General features: G+C 62.0%; 10 protein-coding genes. 6 read left to right on the plus strand and 4 right to left on the minus strand.

What is annotated here, in order from left to right; all coding sequences use genetic code 11:
- Positions 1-48 precede the first annotated feature (48 nt).
- Positions 49-519 (plus strand): FKBP-type peptidyl-prolyl cis-trans isomerase, encoded by a 471-nt coding sequence (locus tag AB5Y83_RS01110; protein ID WP_005347462.1) that lies wholly within the window; start codon positions 49-51, stop codon positions 517-519.
- Between the two features lie 54 nt (positions 520-573).
- Here AB5Y83_RS01110 and ggt read toward each other — a convergent pair whose 3' ends face one another.
- Both ggt and rdgC read right to left on the minus strand, forming a co-directional pair.
- A complete protein-coding gene (ggt, locus tag AB5Y83_RS01115; protein WP_368174545.1) occupies positions 574-2355 on the minus strand; it encodes a gamma-glutamyltransferase in 1782 nt (593 codons plus the stop codon).
- Between the two features lie 190 nt (positions 2356-2545).
- On the minus strand, positions 2546-3457 hold the full coding sequence (rdgC, locus tag AB5Y83_RS01120; RefSeq protein ID WP_005347467.1) for a recombination-associated protein RdgC: 912 nt from the start codon (positions 3455-3457) through the stop codon (positions 2546-2548).
- A gap of 177 nt (positions 3458-3634) precedes the next feature.
- Here rdgC and AB5Y83_RS01125 point away from each other — a divergent pair, with 177 nt between their 5' ends.
- The 3 genes from AB5Y83_RS01125 (at position 3635) to AB5Y83_RS01135 (ending at position 9142) form a co-directional block, all read left to right on the plus strand.
- Positions 3635-4063 (plus strand): GNAT family N-acetyltransferase, encoded by a 429-nt coding sequence (locus tag AB5Y83_RS01125; RefSeq protein ID WP_040065867.1) that lies wholly within the window; start codon positions 3635-3637, stop codon positions 4061-4063.
- A gap of 103 nt (positions 4064-4166) precedes the next feature.
- Positions 4167-5393 (plus strand): exonuclease SbcCD subunit D C-terminal domain-containing protein, encoded by a 1227-nt coding sequence (locus AB5Y83_RS01130; RefSeq protein ID WP_368174546.1) that lies wholly within the window; start codon positions 4167-4169, stop codon positions 5391-5393.
- A complete protein-coding gene (locus tag AB5Y83_RS01135) occupies positions 5390-9142 on the plus strand; it encodes an AAA family ATPase (protein ID WP_368174547.1) in 3753 nt (1250 codons plus the stop codon). The genes AB5Y83_RS01130 and AB5Y83_RS01135 overlap by 4 nt, the downstream gene beginning before the upstream one ends.
- 90 nt (positions 9143-9232) lie before the next feature.
- Here the strand turns inward: AB5Y83_RS01135 and AB5Y83_RS01140 are convergent, their stop codons facing one another.
- Together AB5Y83_RS01140 and AB5Y83_RS01145 are read right to left on the minus strand one after the other, a co-directional pair.
- Positions 9233-9997, minus strand: coding sequence for a class III extradiol ring-cleavage dioxygenase (locus AB5Y83_RS01140; protein WP_368174548.1), 765 nt, complete (start codon positions 9995-9997; stop codon positions 9233-9235).
- A gap of 167 nt (positions 9998-10164) precedes the next feature.
- Positions 10165-10407 (minus strand): hypothetical protein, encoded by a 243-nt coding sequence (locus AB5Y83_RS01145; protein WP_368174549.1) that lies wholly within the window; start codon positions 10405-10407, stop codon positions 10165-10167.
- Between the two features lie 308 nt (positions 10408-10715).
- On the opposite strand from AB5Y83_RS01145, the gene pykF reads away from it, so the two are divergent.
- The gene (pykF, locus tag AB5Y83_RS01150; protein ID WP_031227651.1) at positions 10716-12128 is read left to right on the plus strand and encodes a pyruvate kinase PykF; all 1413 of its coding nucleotides are present in this window, start codon (positions 10716-10718) and stop codon (positions 12126-12128) included.
- Positions 12129-12278: 150 nt separating this feature from the next.
- A complete protein-coding gene (gene mscK / locus AB5Y83_RS01155; protein WP_368174550.1) occupies positions 12279-15608 on the plus strand; it encodes a mechanosensitive channel MscK in 3330 nt (1109 codons plus the stop codon).
- The last annotated feature ends 18 nt before the right edge of the window (positions 15609-15626 follow it).

Genomic DNA, 15626 nt, shown 5'->3' on the forward strand with positions numbered 1-15626 from the left:
ATGGCGCCCTCATTGCACTTTTTACATTTCATGGAACAGGAAAAACCGATGAAATTCATACTGATCGCGCTGCTCATCGCCGGTGTGGCCTACTACTTCTACTCCAGCAGCAACAACAAGAAGCTGGCGGCTGACAACGTGCGGATTGGCGCCGAGTTCCTCGCCAGCAACAAGGAGAAGCCGCTGGTGACCACCACCGCCTCCGGCCTGCAGTACGAAGTGCTGACCCCGGGCACCGGCACCGTTCACCCCACCGCCACCAGCAAGGTGAAGGTGCACTACGAGGGCAAGCTGCTGGACGGCACAGTCTTTGACAGCTCGGTCGCCCGTGGCGAGCCCATCGAGTTTGGCCTCAATCAGGTGATCGCTGGCTGGACCGAAGGGGTACAGCTGATGGTGGAAGGTGAGAAGACCCGTTTCTACATCCCCGCCAACCTCGCCTACGGCGACCGTGCCGCTGGCAAAATCCCGCCGGGATCAGTCCTGATCTTTGACGTGGAGCTGTTGGGCATCCAATAAGCGCACCATCAGCAACAAGGCCAGCATCATGCTGGCCTTGTTGCTATGGGAACCTCACTCCCCCTTGGCGATCCCTTCCCGGCGCGGATCCGCTGCGCCAAACCAGCCACCGCCATTGCGCTCAACCCCCTGCAGGCCGGAGGTCTGCTCGTTCAGTACCACCTCATGTCCCCTCGCCTTCAGCCCCTCGACCACCGACATGGGGGTGCGTCCCGCTTCCAGCTCGGTGGGACCGTTGCGGCTGCCAAAGTTGGGCAGGTTGATGACCTGTTGCAGGTTCAGGCCCCAATCTTGGGTGCCGAGCAGGGTCTTGCCCACGTAGTTGATGATGGCGGAGCCCCCCGGCGAGCCCAGCGTCATGGTCAGCTCGCCGCTTGGCTTGTCAAACACCAGCAGGGGTGACATGGAGGAGCGGGGCCGCTTGCCCGGCTCCACCCGGTTTGCCACCGACAGACCTGCGGCATCCACCGAGGTGAAGGAGAAATCGGTGAGCTGGTTGTTGAGCAGGTAGCCGTTGACCATCTGACGCGATCCGAAACCATCCTCGATGGAGCTGGTCATGGAGATGGCCATCCCCGCCTTGTCGACGATCGAGACATGGCTGGTAGAGGGGAGTTCCGGAGTCGCATCCTTGCCGCGCGCCAGCGCCAGTGGCGGCGTACCGGGCTTGGCAATCCCCATGGAGAGCTGACCGACAAGCTTGCCGCGTTCGGCCAGATAGCCCTTGTCCAGCAACCCCTGCACCGGCACGCTGACAAAATCGCTGTCTGCGACGTACTGGTTGCGATCGGCGAAGGCCAGACGCGCCGCTTCACTGTAGAGGTGGATGGCCTCGCTGGAAGCAGCCAGTCCCCCCTCCTTCGTGGTGATCGGCTTGAGGGCCGCCATATCGCGGCTCTCCAGCATGCCGAAAATCTGGCCGAGCGCCAGGGTGCCGGACGAGGGAGTGGGAAAGCCGCAGATCTTGCTCTGGCGATAGTCAAAGCAGAGGCCATCCCGCAGTTTGGCCTGATAGCTGGCCAGATCGGTGGCCGCCAGTACCCCGGGATTGGTGGGATGTTGGCGTACCTTGGCCACCATGGCATCCGCCAGCGGCCCCCGATAGAAGGCATCCGCCCCCTCTGTGGCCAGAGTGCGCAGCACCTTGGCCAACGCCGGGTTGGTCAGCCGGGTGCCCGCCGTTTTGGGGCTGCCATCCGCCTGATAGAAGTAGGCTCGCGCCTGCGGATCCCGTGCCAGATAGGGATCCTTGGCCAGCAATGTGGCCAGCCGTGGACTTATCACAAATCCTTGTTCTGCCAGCGTGATGGCGGGCTCGAACAGCGCAGCCCAGGGCAGCTTGCCATAACGCTGATGGGCCAGCGCCAGGGCGCGCAAGGTGCCGGGAACGCCGACCGAGCGGCCCCCGACCACCCCGTCATAAAACGCCAGCGGCTTGCCCTCTTGCATAAACAGCTGGTCGGTGGCGGCAGCCGGCGCCGTCTCGCGGCCATCCACTGCACTCACCTTGTGGCCATCCCACACCAGCAGCAGCGTCCCGCCACCGATCCCGGAGGATTGCGGCTCCACCAGCGTCAGCACCAGCTGCACCGCAATGGCGGCATCGACGGCACTGCCACCGGCCTTGATGATCTGGTAGCCCGCATCCACCGCCAGCGGGTTGGCGGCCGCCACCATGAAGTCATGGCCCTGCCAGCCCTGTTTGTCGGTCCAGCCACTGGCGGCTTCCGGCGCGATCAGGGTCTGGGCTGGCGGGGTGTAGTGAAAGCCGTTGTCACTGGCACAACCGGCCAGCAGGGCAAGGGCGACAGCCAGCCCCAGAGGTTTGCGCAACATGACACTCTCCTTGCCTGTTTTATGACCATAAAGAGGGACTATGTCACGATTGGCGCTGACAGCTCAAGTTATTGAACAAGATCAATATCTTACTCATCTATCAATAATGGCTATCCGCAATAGATATAAAAAACCGCCCGAAGGCGGCTTTTACGATGGGATGGCAGAGGCCAAACAGGCGCAAGTCCGGTTAGATGGACTGCTCTTCGCCACCCAGGGCGGCAAACAGCGCCGGGATAAACTGGGACAGCTCAGCGGTCACCAGCGCGAAATCTGCATCCAGACGGGCGGCCGGATCTTCGCTGGTGACGTCGTCGTTCTGCTCGCGCAGCTCTTCGCTGAATTTCAGGCGCTTGATGGAGAGATCATCCCCCAGCACGAAGCTGACGGTCTCGCCCCAGTTGAGGGCCAGCTTGGTCACCAGCTTGTCGTTGGCCAGATGGTTCTTGATTTCATCCGTCATCAGATCCTGCTGCTTGCAGCGGATGATGCCGCCGTGCTCCATGGCACTGCGCAGCTCGGCTTCATCTTCCAGCGTGAAGGAGGCAGGCAGGTTGCCCTCGTTCAACCACTCGGTCATGGTGATCTCGGGCGGGTTCTTGAGGGCCACCGGCACCACCGGCAGGGAACCGATAGATTTGCGCAGCAGTGCCAGCAGATCGTCCGCCTTCTTGGCAGAACCTGCATCCACCACCATCAAATTATCGGCCGGATTGATCCAGGCGAAGGTCTGGCTGGTACGACTGAAGGCACGGGGCAGCAGGGTGTGGAGGATCTCCTCTTTCAACGCCTCCTTCTCTTTCTTCTTGAGGGCGCGTCCCTGTTCGAACTCGATCGCCTCGACCTTCTCGGCCAGCATCTCCTTGACCACGGTACCTGGCAGCATCTTCTCCTCTTTGCGGGCGCAAATGAGGATGTGGCCGGAGGCAGAGTGGGTCAGGGTTGAGCCGAATTTGCCAAGGGGCTTGACCCACCCGAAACGGGAGATGTCCTGACTGCCGCAAGGGGTGAAGGCACAGGCTTCCAGCTGGGTTTCCAGCTGATCCACGGTCAGGTCAAAGGGGCGGGTAAAGCGATAAATCTGCAGGTTTTTAAACCACATGGCGTCCTCGGTCTCTAGATTGTCCGGCGGGCATTGTACTAGAGAGGCGCTTTGTGATCAGCCAATCATTCTCGCTAAATAAAGGGCGATCGACCTCACAGGGTCTCATTTATGTCACCTGTTTGTTCATCAAGTTCTCCTAGACTGCGAAAGTAAATTGTTAATAAGGATGAAGGTATGTTGCGGCCCAGTCGCCCGGAAGACATGGAAGAGATCGTCGAAATCTGGTTGCTGGCCTCTCTGCAGGCCCACGATTTCGTCGATGCCTCCTGCTGGTGGCAGGCCCAGGAGGATCTGCGTACCCGCTATCTCGATCGCGCCGCCATCTGGGTGTTCGAGGAACGCGGCGATCTGCTCGGTTTCATGGCGATGGTGGACAACTATCTCGCCGCCCTGTTCGTACGCCCCGACCGTCAGGGCCGCGGCGTCGGCCACGCCCTGCTGCAGGAGGCCAAGCGTCAGGGGGCGTCGCTCCACGCCCGGGTCTTCGTCGAGAATGATCAGGCGGTGCGTTTCTATCGCCGCCACGGCTTCGTCATCGAGGCCGAGGAGTCCGATCCCCTTACCGGCCACCCCCAATACCGGATGTGCTGCGAACCTGCCTGAATCGATGCCAGCCCCCTGTTTTACTTGAAAAAAGCACGGGGCATCCTCATCTTGTCACCATCGGGTGCCACAGGCACCGTCCCTGCAACCGGGCTGCTTTCCAATGAAAATCCTCCATACCGCCGACTGGCACCTTGGCCATCAACTCCATGGTCATGACCGCCGTTTTGAACATGATGCCTTTCTCAACTGGCTGAGCGACACCCTCAAGGCGCGCGAGATCGACGCTCTGCTGGTAGCGGGTGATCTGTTTGATACCGCAAATCCCCCCGCCAGCGCCTGGCAACAGCTCTACCGCTTTCTGGCCAGACTGCGCGCCGAAATGCCCCGCCTCAACATGGTGCTGATCGGCGGCAACCACGACTCCCCCTCCAAGCTCGATGCCCCCCACGAGCTGCTGCGCGCCTTTGATCTGCATCTGGTGGGCAGCATCAGCCGCGACAGTGAGGGCAAGCTCGAGACCGACCGACTGCTGGTACCGCTGCAAGACCGGGAGGGCAACATTGCCGCCTGGTGTGCCGCCGTGCCGTTCCTGCGCAGCAGCGATCTGCGGGTGGAACAGCTGGCTGAGGGGCAAGACAGGCTGATCGAAGGGGTTCGACAGGTCTACGCCGAGGTGCTGGCCGAAGGGCGCGCTCGCTGCGGGGAGGCGCTGCCGCTCATCGCCATGGGCCACGCCTATCTGGCGGCGGGCCAGCTCTCGGAGCTGTCGGAGCGGCGGGTACTTGGCGGCAACCAGCACGCCCTGCCTGCCGATCTCTTTGTCAGTGCCGACTACACGGCGCTCGGCCACCTCCATCTTGCCCAGAGCCCGGCCGAGGGGGTGCACTACAGCGGCTCGCCGCTGCCGCTCTCGCTTGCCGAAGCCAACTACAACCATCAGGTGCTGGAAGTGACCTTTGCAGAGGGGAAATTGACCGGATTGGAGCGGATCCCGGTCCCCCGCGCAGTGGAGATGATCCGCCTGCCCCAGAGCACCCTAGACGACGCACTCAAAGCCATCGCTTCGCTCGAGCTGGCTGCCTGCCCACAAGAGGCACAACCCTTCCTCGAAGTGCGGCTGCTGCTGCCCAAGCCCGAGGCGCGCATCCGCGAGCGGATTCTCGCCGCCATCGCAGACAAACCGGTGCGTCTGGCCCGCATCAGCACCCAATATCAAGGCTCCGGCGAAGGGCTGGCCGATGGCCGCGAGCGGCGCAGGCTGGATGAGCTCTCCCCCACCGAGGTGTTTCGCCTCTGCTATCAGCGCCAGTTTGAAGGAGAGCCCGAGGCTGGGTTGGTCGCCTCGTTTGAAGAGATCCTGGAGCAGGTGAAGGAGTCAAACCAATGAAAATCTTGTCTCTGTCAGGTGAGAACCTGGCCAGTCTGACCGGCCCCTTCACCATCGACTTTACCAGGGGGGCGCTCGGCGCCGCGGGTCTGTTTGCCATCACCGGCAACACCGGCGCCGGCAAGAGCACATTGCTCGACGCCATTTGTCTGGCCTTATACGACGAGATGCCGCGCTTTATCGCCAATCGCAAGAACGTGGCCGAAGTGGGCCGCATGGATGATGAAGAGAAGCTCAAGGCCAACGACGTGCGCGGCATCCTCAGTCGCGGTCATGCCAGCGGCTTTGCCGAGGTGCAGTTTCGCGGCTGCGATGGCCGCATCTGGCTGGCCCGCTGGGCGGTGCGCCGGGCGCGAAACCGCTCGGAGGGACGTTTTCAGGCGCAAGAGCGCACCCTGACCGATGTGGAGTCGGGGCAGGTCTTCTCCGGCAGCAAGCGGGAGCTGCAGGATCGCATCGACGAGCTGGTGGGTCTCTCCTGGGAGCAGTTCCGCCGCGCGGTGATCCTGCCGCAGGGGGAATTTGCCGCCTTCCTCAAATCGGACGCCAACGAGCGCTCCGCCCTGCTCGAACGGATGACCGGCACCGAGCTCTACTCCGCCATCTCCATCCAGACCTATGAACGGGCGCGGGAAGAGCAGCAGAAGCTGGCCACCATCGCCCAGCGCCTCGGCGATGTGGCGCTGATGGACGAAGCGACCCGCGAACAGTGGGTAAGCCAACAGATAAGCCTCTCCACCACCCTCAAGCACGAGCAGCAACAGCAGCTGCTGATGCAGGACTTGCGCGACCTCAACAGCCGCATTGCAGCCCAGCTGCAGGGCTGCGCCGAGGGACAGGCGGCGCTCGATGCCGCCCTGCAAGCCCACGGCGCCGCCGCCCCCGAGCGCGAGGAGTTTACCCGCGCCGAGCAGGCGCAAGTGGCCCGCGCCGATCACGATGAACTGGCCCGCCTCACTCTCGAGGTGCAGCAGCAGGAGAAGCTGATCGCCGAGCTTGGGCCGGAACTGGCCAAACTCGAAGAGCAGACCCAGCAGAGCGCGCTGACCGAACAGCAGTTGCTGGCGGAGAAGATCGCCGCCGAGCGGGAATGGGGCGCCCTGCAACCCGAACTCAAGCGGGCACAAGAGCTCGATACCCGCATCAGGGAGAAAGTACAGCAGTTGCAGAAGATCCAGCAGGAGGGGGCACAGGAGCGAGAAGTGCAACTCACGCTGGAGCAGGGCTGGCGCGAGCAGAGCCGACAGGTGGAGCTGCTCAAGCAGCAGCACCAGCAGTGGGGGCTCTGGCTCGAAGAGCACAAGGAGCTGGCACCGGTGGCCCGCCAGTGGCAGCCCCTGCTCAGCGCCATGCAGGATTGGGCCGAGGATGCCGACAAGCTGCAACAGCTGCTCACCCTGCGCGATCACAAGCTGCGCGCCCTGCAACAGTTGCAGCGCCAGCTGGAGCAAGGTCAGCAGGAGCGCGACTACTGGCAACATGAACAAGCTCGGCTGCAACAGCAACAGAACGAGCTGCAGGAGCAGCAGTGGGAGAGCCGCCTCGCCAAGGCGCAGGAGCAGTGGCAGCAGCAGACCGAACAGCTGGGTCAGCTGCGCCAGTTGCTGGAGCTGGCCGATTATGGCCGCAACCACGGCGAACAGCATGACCGCTTGCAGCAGGAGATTGCCCAGCTGGAGCAGGCGCTGGGCAAGCTGGCCACCCTCGGCGAAGAGCTGGCCCCCGCCCGCGAGCGGCTCGCCCTGCAGCGGGACGAGGCGCGCCATGCGCTGGAGCAGTCCCGCGCCATCGCCAGCTTCGAGCAGTATCGCCATATCCTGAGCGATGGCGAACCTTGCCCGCTGTGCGGTTCCGGGGAGCACCCCTACAGCCAGAGCCAGCCACAGGTGGCCGGCATTCTTGGTCAACTGGCGGAACGGGCCCGCAGTCTGGAGCTGGAGTGGGAGCGGCTCAACCATCAGTACATTCAGTGCGAGAGCGAGCGTCAGGAGCTGGCCCGCCAGCTGGCGGTACGCCAGCAGCACCTGCCAGAGCTGGAAAACCGCGCCGAGCAGCTGACCCAGCGCTGGCAACAGCTGGGGGGCGATACCCTGCTCGGCCATTCGCTGCCGCTGCGCCAAAGCCCCATTGAGTGGAACGAGCTGATGAGCACATTGCTTGGCCGTGGACAGACGCTGGAGCAGGGGTTGGCCCAGAGCCAGCAGCAGCTGCGTCAGGCCCAGCTTGGCCAACAACAGCTGCAAGGGGTGCGTCAACAACTGAGCCAACTGGCTGCCCAGCACCAGCAGTTTGACCTGCAGTGGCAGGAGGCCGACCGCCAGCGCATCGCACTGGAAGGGGAAGTGAAGGGGATGCGCGAGCAGGAGGCGACCCTGCGCCAGCGCCTCGAACAGGGCGCCCACCGCCTCGATGAGCAGATGGGCGGCCAACCGTGGCGCCAGTGGCTCGGCAGCCAGCAGTGGCACGAGTGGCAGCGAGCCTGCGAAGCCTGGCTGCACGGCCAGAGCGAGTGGGAGCGGCTGGCCAGCGAGATCGCCAGCCTCACCCCGGCACTAAGTGCGCAGGAGGCCCGCCTGCAGACCCAGCGCGAGCTACTGCACAAACTCGAGCGGGACTACAAGGAGCACGAGCAGCAGCGGCAGGGGCTGCTCACCAGCCGCAGCGGTTGTCTGAATGGCGAGGAGATCCCGCTGGTCGAGAGCCGCTGGCAACAGCGTCTGCAACAACTCGCCAGCGAACTGGAGCTGATGCAAAGCAGTGCCCGCGCTCTGCGGGAGCGGCAGACCGAGCTCAAGACCCGTCTCACCCATGTGGAGCAGGAAAAGCAGACCAGCAGTCGCCGCAAGCGGGAGGTGCTGGGGCGCTGGGCTGCCCACGCCAGTACCCTCGGCATTGCCGAATACGACCTGCGCCGCCTGCTGGCCATCAGCCCCGATGAACTCAAGGCTCGCCGCACGGCCCTGCAAGGGTTGGAAGATGCCCTTGGTGAGGCTCGTACTCGCCTTGCCGAGCGGCAACGGGCGCTGGAGCTGGAGGAGAGCAAGCGGGATCGCTATCGGGAGCACCATCCCGAGCTGGCCGCCCTGCCGGATGCAGAGCTGAGCGAGCAGCTGGCGGCGCTCGATGCCCGTTGTCGCGCCCTTGAAGAGCAGCTGTTCGAGTGCAAGAGCAAGCTGGCACAGGCCGAAGCCGCCGCTCTCAAGGCAGGCAGCCTGCAACAGGAGCTGGCCGCCCAGCAGGCGGTGGCCGACCACTGGCAGCAGCTGTGCGATCTGATCGGGCAGGCCAACGGCGCCAAGTTCCGCACCTTCGCCCAGAGCCTTACCCTCGAGCGTCTGCTGCTGGAGGCCAACGCCCAGCTCGCCGAGCTATCACCGCGCTACCGGCTGGAGCGAGTACCCGGTACCGATCTGGCGCTGCAAGTGGTGGATCTCGACATGGGGGATGAGGTGCGCTCGGTGGACTCCCTCTCCGGTGGCGAGAGTTTTCTGGTGTCGCTGGCGCTGGCGCTGGCCCTCTCCAGCCTCTCGTCACGGCAGACCCAGGTCGAGTCGCTCTTTATCGACGAGGGGTTTGGCACCCTCGATCCGGACAGTCTGGATCTGGCGCTCGCCAGCCTCGACTCCCTCCAAGCCGCCGGTCGCCAGATCGGGGTCATCTCCCACGTCCAGACGCTGGTGGAGCGGATTGGCGTGCAGATCAGGGTCGAAGCCCTCGGCGGCGGCGAGAGCCGGGTAGTGGTTCCCTGAGAGCCTTCGGCTCAATCACCAGTACCATCGGCACCCCCACGCCGTAAATAACAAGACCCCGCCAATTGGCGGGGTCTTGTTGAGAGGCTATCAGCCGAAGCGGTAGGCCCCCATATAGAGGCTGCCACCATCCCAGCTCTCGTGCAGCCGGGTGGGCGCCACACCATCAGCGGCCCCCAACGCCACAAAGAGTGGGCGCAGATGATCGTCGTGGGGATGGGACTCCACCGCGCCTGGAGCCTGCTGGCGATAGTCGAGCAGCGCCAGCCGATCCTCGTCGGCCATCTTCTGCTCCAGCCAGTCGACAAACTGGCTGGCCCACTCCGGCACTGGCGAGCCTTCCGGTGCCAGCGCCCGCAGGTTGTGGGTGATTGCGCCGGAGGCGAGGATGCCAATCCCCTGACTGCGCAACGCCCCCAACACCTCTCCCAACTGCCACAACTGGGCCGGGGTGAAGCTCGCGGGAATGGAGATCTGCACCAGCGGGATCTCGCTGTTTGGGTCGATCAGGGAGAGCGGCGACCAGACCCCGTGATCCAGCTCGCGCCGCACCGGGGTGGCGGTCAGTCCGGCCAGTGCCATCTGGTCGCTCACCCCTTGTTGCAGCCACTCGGGGCTGCTGGCAGGCCAGCGCATCCGGTAGAGGGGCTCGGGAAAGCCGTAAAAGTCGTACATCAGCTCCGGTTTGGGCTCGACGTTGATCTGCAACTCGCGGCTGAACCAGTGGGCGGAGATGACCACCAATCCCTTTAGCTCACCCAGACGCAGGGTTCGCAGAAAGCGGGTGGCGGGTTGCTCACGCAGCACCAGATCCGGTGCGCCGTGAGAGATAAACCAGACGGGGGCGAGGGACATAAAGCGGACTCCAACAAAGTATCAGGGGGCGATACCGGAGGGGATATCGCTGTTGGAATCGATTATCCCCCTGCCATAAAAGGTGGACAATCCAGCAAGATAGATAAGAACTATCAACCAATGGTTGATAATTTCACGCTTTCACGACCGGTAAGCAGCAATAGATATCAAGGCTGCGACGCTTCCGGCTGCAGTCGGACTGCGCGAAGCGCCACCCGGGTCGCGGCTGTATGATCCTGCCACTCTCGCCACGCCAATCCCTCGGCGGCCGCCTCCCCTTTCACTGGGAGGGAGAAAATCGCCAGCAGTCGCGTATTATCAGGCCAGTAGCGGGCTGGCAGTGTCTGAACCAGCAGCAGGGCGGCGCCCAGCAAGAGCAGAGCCCATCCGGTTTCATGGCTGTTTTTCATCCCTGCCTCCTTCACCCGTGCGCCAATGAACTAACATTTTTGCGCAAGCCGGTGACAAGACGGTGACAGCGGACGGGTGGTCATTTTACAACATCTGAACCTCAACCCGGCCAAACAACCACAGATGGCAACATTTGTATCCCTTCAGCCCGAACCTGTGGCCGTATGCTCTAAAATGTGACTCACAGGAAAACGTTATCCCTGAAAAGAAAACGTTATCTGGTCAAAACGTTGTTTCTGGATCATAAAAAGATTCCAAAAACTGGTGTATATTGCTCGGCGGAAATTCCTTAACCATGAAGATTGACATGAAAAAGACCAAAATTGTCTGCACCATCGGTCCGAAGACCGAATCCAAAGAAATGCTGGCCAAAATGCTGGACGCCGGCATGAACGTCATGCGCCTGAACTTCTCCCACGGTGACTACGCCGAGCACGGCAGCCGCATCAGCAACCTGCGCGCTGTAATGGCCGAGACCGGCAAGCACGCAGCTATCCTGCTGGACACCAAGGGTCCGGAAATCCGTACCATGAAGCTGGAAGGCGGCAACGACGTCGCGCTGGTCGCTGGCCAGACTTTCACCTTCACCACCGACCAGACCGTGGTTGGCAACAAAGACAAAGTGGCCGTGACCTATGCTGGTTTCGCCAACGATCTGCGCGTCGGCAACCGCATCCTGGTTGATGACGGCCTGATCGGTCTGGACGTTATCGAAATCACCGAGCGCGAAGTTATCTGTAAAGTGCTGAACAACGGTGACCTGGGCGAGAACAAAGGCGTTAACCTGCCGGGCGTCTCCATCAAGCTGCCGGCCCTGGCCGAGAAAGACAAGCGCGACCTGATCTTTGGTTGCGAGCAAGGCGTTGATTTCGTTGCTGCTTCTTTCATCCGCAAGAAAGAAGACGTTCTGGAAATCCGTGAGCACCTGAAAGCCCACGGTGGCGAGAACATCCAGATCATCTCCAAGATCGAAAACCAGGAAGGTCTGGACAACTTCGACGAGATCCTGGCTGTTTCCGACGGCATCATGGTTGCTCGTGGCGACATGGGTGTAGAGATCCCGGTTGAAGAGGTTATCTTCGCCCAGAAGATGATCATCGCCAAGTGCAACAAAGCCCGCAAAGTGGTTATCACTGCCACCCAGATGCTGGACTCCATGATCAAGAACCCGCGTCCGACCCGCGCCGAAGCTGGTGACGTGGCCAACGCCATCCTGGACGGTACCGACGCAGTCATGCTGTCCGGTGAATCCGCCAAGGGTAAGTACCCGCTGGAAGCCGTGACCATCATGGCCACCATCTGCGAGCGTACCGATGCCGTGATGCCGTCCAACCTGTCTGCTGCCAACGACAGCAACAAGCTGCGCATCACCGAAGCCGTATGTAAAGGCGCCGTAGAGACCTCCGAGAAGCTGGACGCCCCGCTGATCGTGGTTGCTACCGAAGGCGGCAAATCTGCCAAGGCCATTCGCAAGTACTTCCCGAAAGCCTGGATCCTGGCTATCACCACCAACAAGAAAACTGCTGCCCAGCTGGTTCTGACCAAGGGTGTGGTTGCTCACGTGGTTGACAGCATCGCCTCTACCGACGATTTCTATCGCATCGGTAAAGAAGCCGCGCTGGAAATCGGCATGGGTCTGAAAGGTGACGTGGTTGTGATGGTCTCCGGTGCTCTGGTACCGAGCGGCACCACCAACACCGCTTCTGTTCACGTTCTTTAATCAGAGCTGAACGAGTTGAAAACGGCGCCTGCGGGCGCCGTTTTTTTTGTCCCTCCCCCCTGCTTACCTGACAAGCCCGGTGTTAGAATCCACGCGAATTTAATCTATGCGGGAAATCTCCCGAATATCGCGTAATAACCCGGAAGTTATATGCCCTCAATACGTTTTAAAAGAGTCTCGGCCACCCTGTTGCCGCTGCTCTGTCTCCTCGCCAGCCTCTGCGTCCCGCAAGCCATGGCGCAAGATGTCCCCTCTCGCAACGCAGTTCAGCGAGCGCTGGATGGTCTGGGTAAATCAGAGACCCTGACCGTCAGTCAGCAAGCGGATCAGAAGTTGCTGACCGAAACCCTCGGACTGCTCGACAGCATCGACAAGGAAGAGGCAAAGGCCAAGACCCAAGCCCAGCGGATCCGCAACCTGCCCACCGAGCTCAGAGAGATCAGCGCCAAGCTCGATGCTCTGACCAAGGGCAAGAGTGCCGAGCAGATCAAGAGCGAATACGCCAGCATGAGTCTGGCAGAGCTCGACAGCCGTCAGCCAGAAGTGCTGGCCAACATGCAGGCGGCCCAGGAGGCCCTCGGCGCCATCGGAAGCCAGCTCACCAGCTTGCAGACCCTGCCGGAGCGCGCCCAGGCCAGCATGAGCCGCGCCTACCAGCGCAGTCAGGAGATCCGTACCCGCCTCAACGCCGGTGAAAGCGTCTCCAGCGCCGAGAAGATGAAGCTCGGTGCCGAACTGGCCCTGCTCGACCTGCAACTGGCCCACCTGCAAAAGGAGCTGGATAACCGTACCAGCATGCAGGATCTGGCGATCAAGCAGCGCGACTACCAGAGTGCCCGTCTCGCCAGCGAAGAGCAGAAACTGCAGCTGTTGCAGGATCAGAGCAGCGCCAAGCGCCTCGGCGACACCGAAAAAACCGCCGAGCAGACCGGTGAACTGGTGGCGACCGAAGACAGCCCGCTGGTGCAAAAAGAGCAGGAGCTCAACCACCAGCTCAGCCAGCAGCTGATCGGTGCCACCACCAGCCTCAACTCGCTGGTCCAGAAAAACCTGCAAGCCAAGAGCTGGCTGGAGCGCGGCATCCAGACCGAGCGCAACCTCAATGAACAGGTGCAGATGCTCAAGGGCAATCTGCTGCTGTCACGCATCCTCTATCAGCTCTACCAGCAGCTGGAAGCGGCGCCCACCATCGCTGTCAAAAACCTGGAGGAGCAAATTGCCGATCTGCATCTGGCCCAGTTTGAACTGAGCCAGCAGCGTGACCAACTGTTCCAGAAGAACCTCTATCTGGACAATCTGATCGCCGGCAGCAAGGATCCGGTCAGCGAGGAGGACAAGCAGAGCCTTGCCAAGCTGCTCGACACCCGCATCAATCTGCTCGATCAGCTCAACCGCCAACTCGACAGCCAGCTCACCAACGCCATCAGCCTGCAGCTGACCCAGCAGCAACTGGCGCGGGTCTATGCCTCTATCGAATTTACCCTGCAGCAACACATCTTCTGGGTAAGCAGCAACAAGCCCATCGACAGCAAGTGGTTTATCAGCTGGCCCGCCCAGGCCTACAAACAGGCCTCCGACTGGGTATTGAAACCGGACTGGAAACGCTGGCGCGAAGAGCTCTTGGGGATCTCCCTGCTCGCCTTCCCGCTGCTGCTGATCGGCGGCCTGCTGGTCTGGAAACGTCCGGCGCTGGTTGAGCGCGAGAAGAAGATCACCAAGGACCTTGGCCGTTTCCGTCAGGACAGCCAGTGGCACACCCCGCGCGCCCTGCTCTATACCGTGCTGCAACGCCTGCCGGGCAGCATGTTCATTCTGGCTGGCGGTCTGCTGCTGACCTACTGCGGTCTGCTCAGTCCCAAGCTGATGTTCCAGATCACCCTGAACCTCGCCCTCGGTTATCTGGTGTTCAGCGTCTATCTGACGGTGATGCGCCCGGGCGGCATCGCCGAAACCCACTTCCGGATCCCGAAAGCGGAGCTGCAGGCCAAGCGCAACAGCATGCGCTACATCTGGTTGCCACTGCTGCCGCTCATCATGCTCGCAACCAAGGCGGTGGTTGAACCCTCCACCCTGGGCAACGACGTGATCGGCCAGGCCATGACCCTGACCCTGCTGGGGCTGGCCGCCTATCTGGTGTTCCCCATCTCCCGCGCCCGCATCAAGGGCGAGGCGAGCATGCAGAAGTCGCTGATCGCCATCGCCCTGGCGCTGGCGCCGGTGGCGCTGATCGTGCTGGCGGTGCTCGGTTACTACTACACCGCGCTGAAGCTGACCGGTCGCCTGATCGAATCCTTCTACCTCATCATCATCTGGAGCCTGGTCTACCGCACCGCCCTGCGTGGTCTGGAGCTGGCTGCCCGTCGTCTGGCCTACCGCCGTGCGGTGGCCAAGCGTGAGCACAAATCTTCGGAAGATGCGGAAGGTGGCGAGTCTATCGAAGAGCAGCCCATGGATCTGGAGGATGTCAGCCAACAGTCCCTGCGTCTGACCCGTACCGTGCTGATGCTGATCTTCGGCGTCGCCTTCTACTGGCTCTGGTCCGATCTGGTCGCGGTCTTCTCCTACCTCGACAGCATGGTGCTGTGGCACCGCAGTGAAGGCACCGGCACCAACGCCGTGCTCTTCCCCATCAGCCTGAGTGACGTGCTGATCGGCTTCCTGCTGCTCGGCGGGGCATGGTCACTGGCGCGCAACCTGCCGGGCTTGCTGGAGGTGCTGGTGCTCTCCAAGCTCAACCTGGCTCAGGGGACCGCCTACGCCATCACCACCATGCTCAACTACGTGCTTATCGGCTTTGGCTCCCTCACCGCTCTCTCCATGATGGGCGTGCAGTGGGACAAGCTGCAGTGGGTAGCGGGTGGTCTGTCAGTCGGTATCGGTTTCGGCATGAAGGAAATTCTTTCCAACTTCGTCTCCGGCATCATCATCCTGTTCGAGCGTCCGGTGCGGATCGGTGACACCGTCACCATCGGCTCCTTCTCCGGTACCGTCTCGCGGATCCGCATTCGCGCCACCACCCTGACCGACTTCGACCGCAAAGAGGTGATCATCCCCAACCAGCAGCTGATGACAGAACGGCTCATCAACTGGTCACTGAGTGACACCGTCACCCGGGTGATCGTACGGGTGGGCGTGGCGTATGGCTCGGATCTGGAACTGACCCGCACCCTGCTCAAACAGGCGGCCGACGAAAACAGCCGCGTGCTGAAAGACCCGGCCCCCATCGTCTACTTCCTCACCTTTGGCGCCAGTACTCTGGATCACGAGCTGCGCTTCTTCGTGAGCGAACTGGGAGACCGCAACCCGGCGGTGGACGAGTTGAACCGCAAGATCGACCAGCTGTTCCGCGAGAACGGCATCGAAATCGCCTTCAACCAGATGGATGTCTACATCAAGAACATGCAGGGCGAAGAGCAGAAGGTGGAGTCCAACTCCGCCGCTCTGCCGCCGCCCGCAGAAGATGGCAAGCAGCCAGCCTGATAGCGAACTGCATGAATC

Origin of the sequence: Aeromonas sp. R5-4, assembly GCF_040908215.1 — a bacterium.
Taxonomy (GTDB): domain Bacteria; phylum Pseudomonadota; class Gammaproteobacteria; order Enterobacterales; family Aeromonadaceae; genus Aeromonas; species Aeromonas veronii.

Excerpts from the sequence above, each read along its gene's own strand:
- AB5Y83_RS01130 (WP_368174546.1), top strand. The coding sequence starts at position 4,167 with ATGAAAATCCTCCATACCGCCGACTGGCACCTTGGCCATCAACTCCAT.
- AB5Y83_RS01125 (WP_040065867.1), top strand. The coding sequence starts at position 3,635 with ATGTTGCGGCCCAGTCGCCCGGAAGACATGGAAGAGATCGTCGAAATC.
- AB5Y83_RS01140 (WP_368174548.1), bottom strand. The coding sequence starts at position 9,997 with ATGTCCCTCGCCCCCGTCTGGTTTATCTCTCACGGCGCACCGGATCTG.
- AB5Y83_RS01135 (WP_368174547.1), top strand. The coding sequence starts at position 5,390 with ATGAAAATCTTGTCTCTGTCAGGTGAGAACCTGGCCAGTCTGACCGGC.
- pykF (WP_031227651.1), top strand. The coding sequence starts at position 10,716 with ATGAAAAAGACCAAAATTGTCTGCACCATCGGTCCGAAGACCGAATCC.
- rdgC (WP_005347467.1), bottom strand. The coding sequence starts at position 3,457 with ATGTGGTTTAAAAACCTGCAGATTTATCGCTTTACCCGCCCCTTTGAC.
- mscK (WP_368174550.1), top strand. The coding sequence starts at position 12,279 with ATGCCCTCAATACGTTTTAAAAGAGTCTCGGCCACCCTGTTGCCGCTG.
- AB5Y83_RS01110 (WP_005347462.1), top strand. The coding sequence starts at position 49 with ATGAAATTCATACTGATCGCGCTGCTCATCGCCGGTGTGGCCTACTAC.
- AB5Y83_RS01145 (WP_368174549.1), bottom strand. The coding sequence starts at position 10,407 with ATGAAAAACAGCCATGAAACCGGATGGGCTCTGCTCTTGCTGGGCGCC.
- ggt (WP_368174545.1), bottom strand. The coding sequence starts at position 2,355 with ATGTTGCGCAAACCTCTGGGGCTGGCTGTCGCCCTTGCCCTGCTGGCC.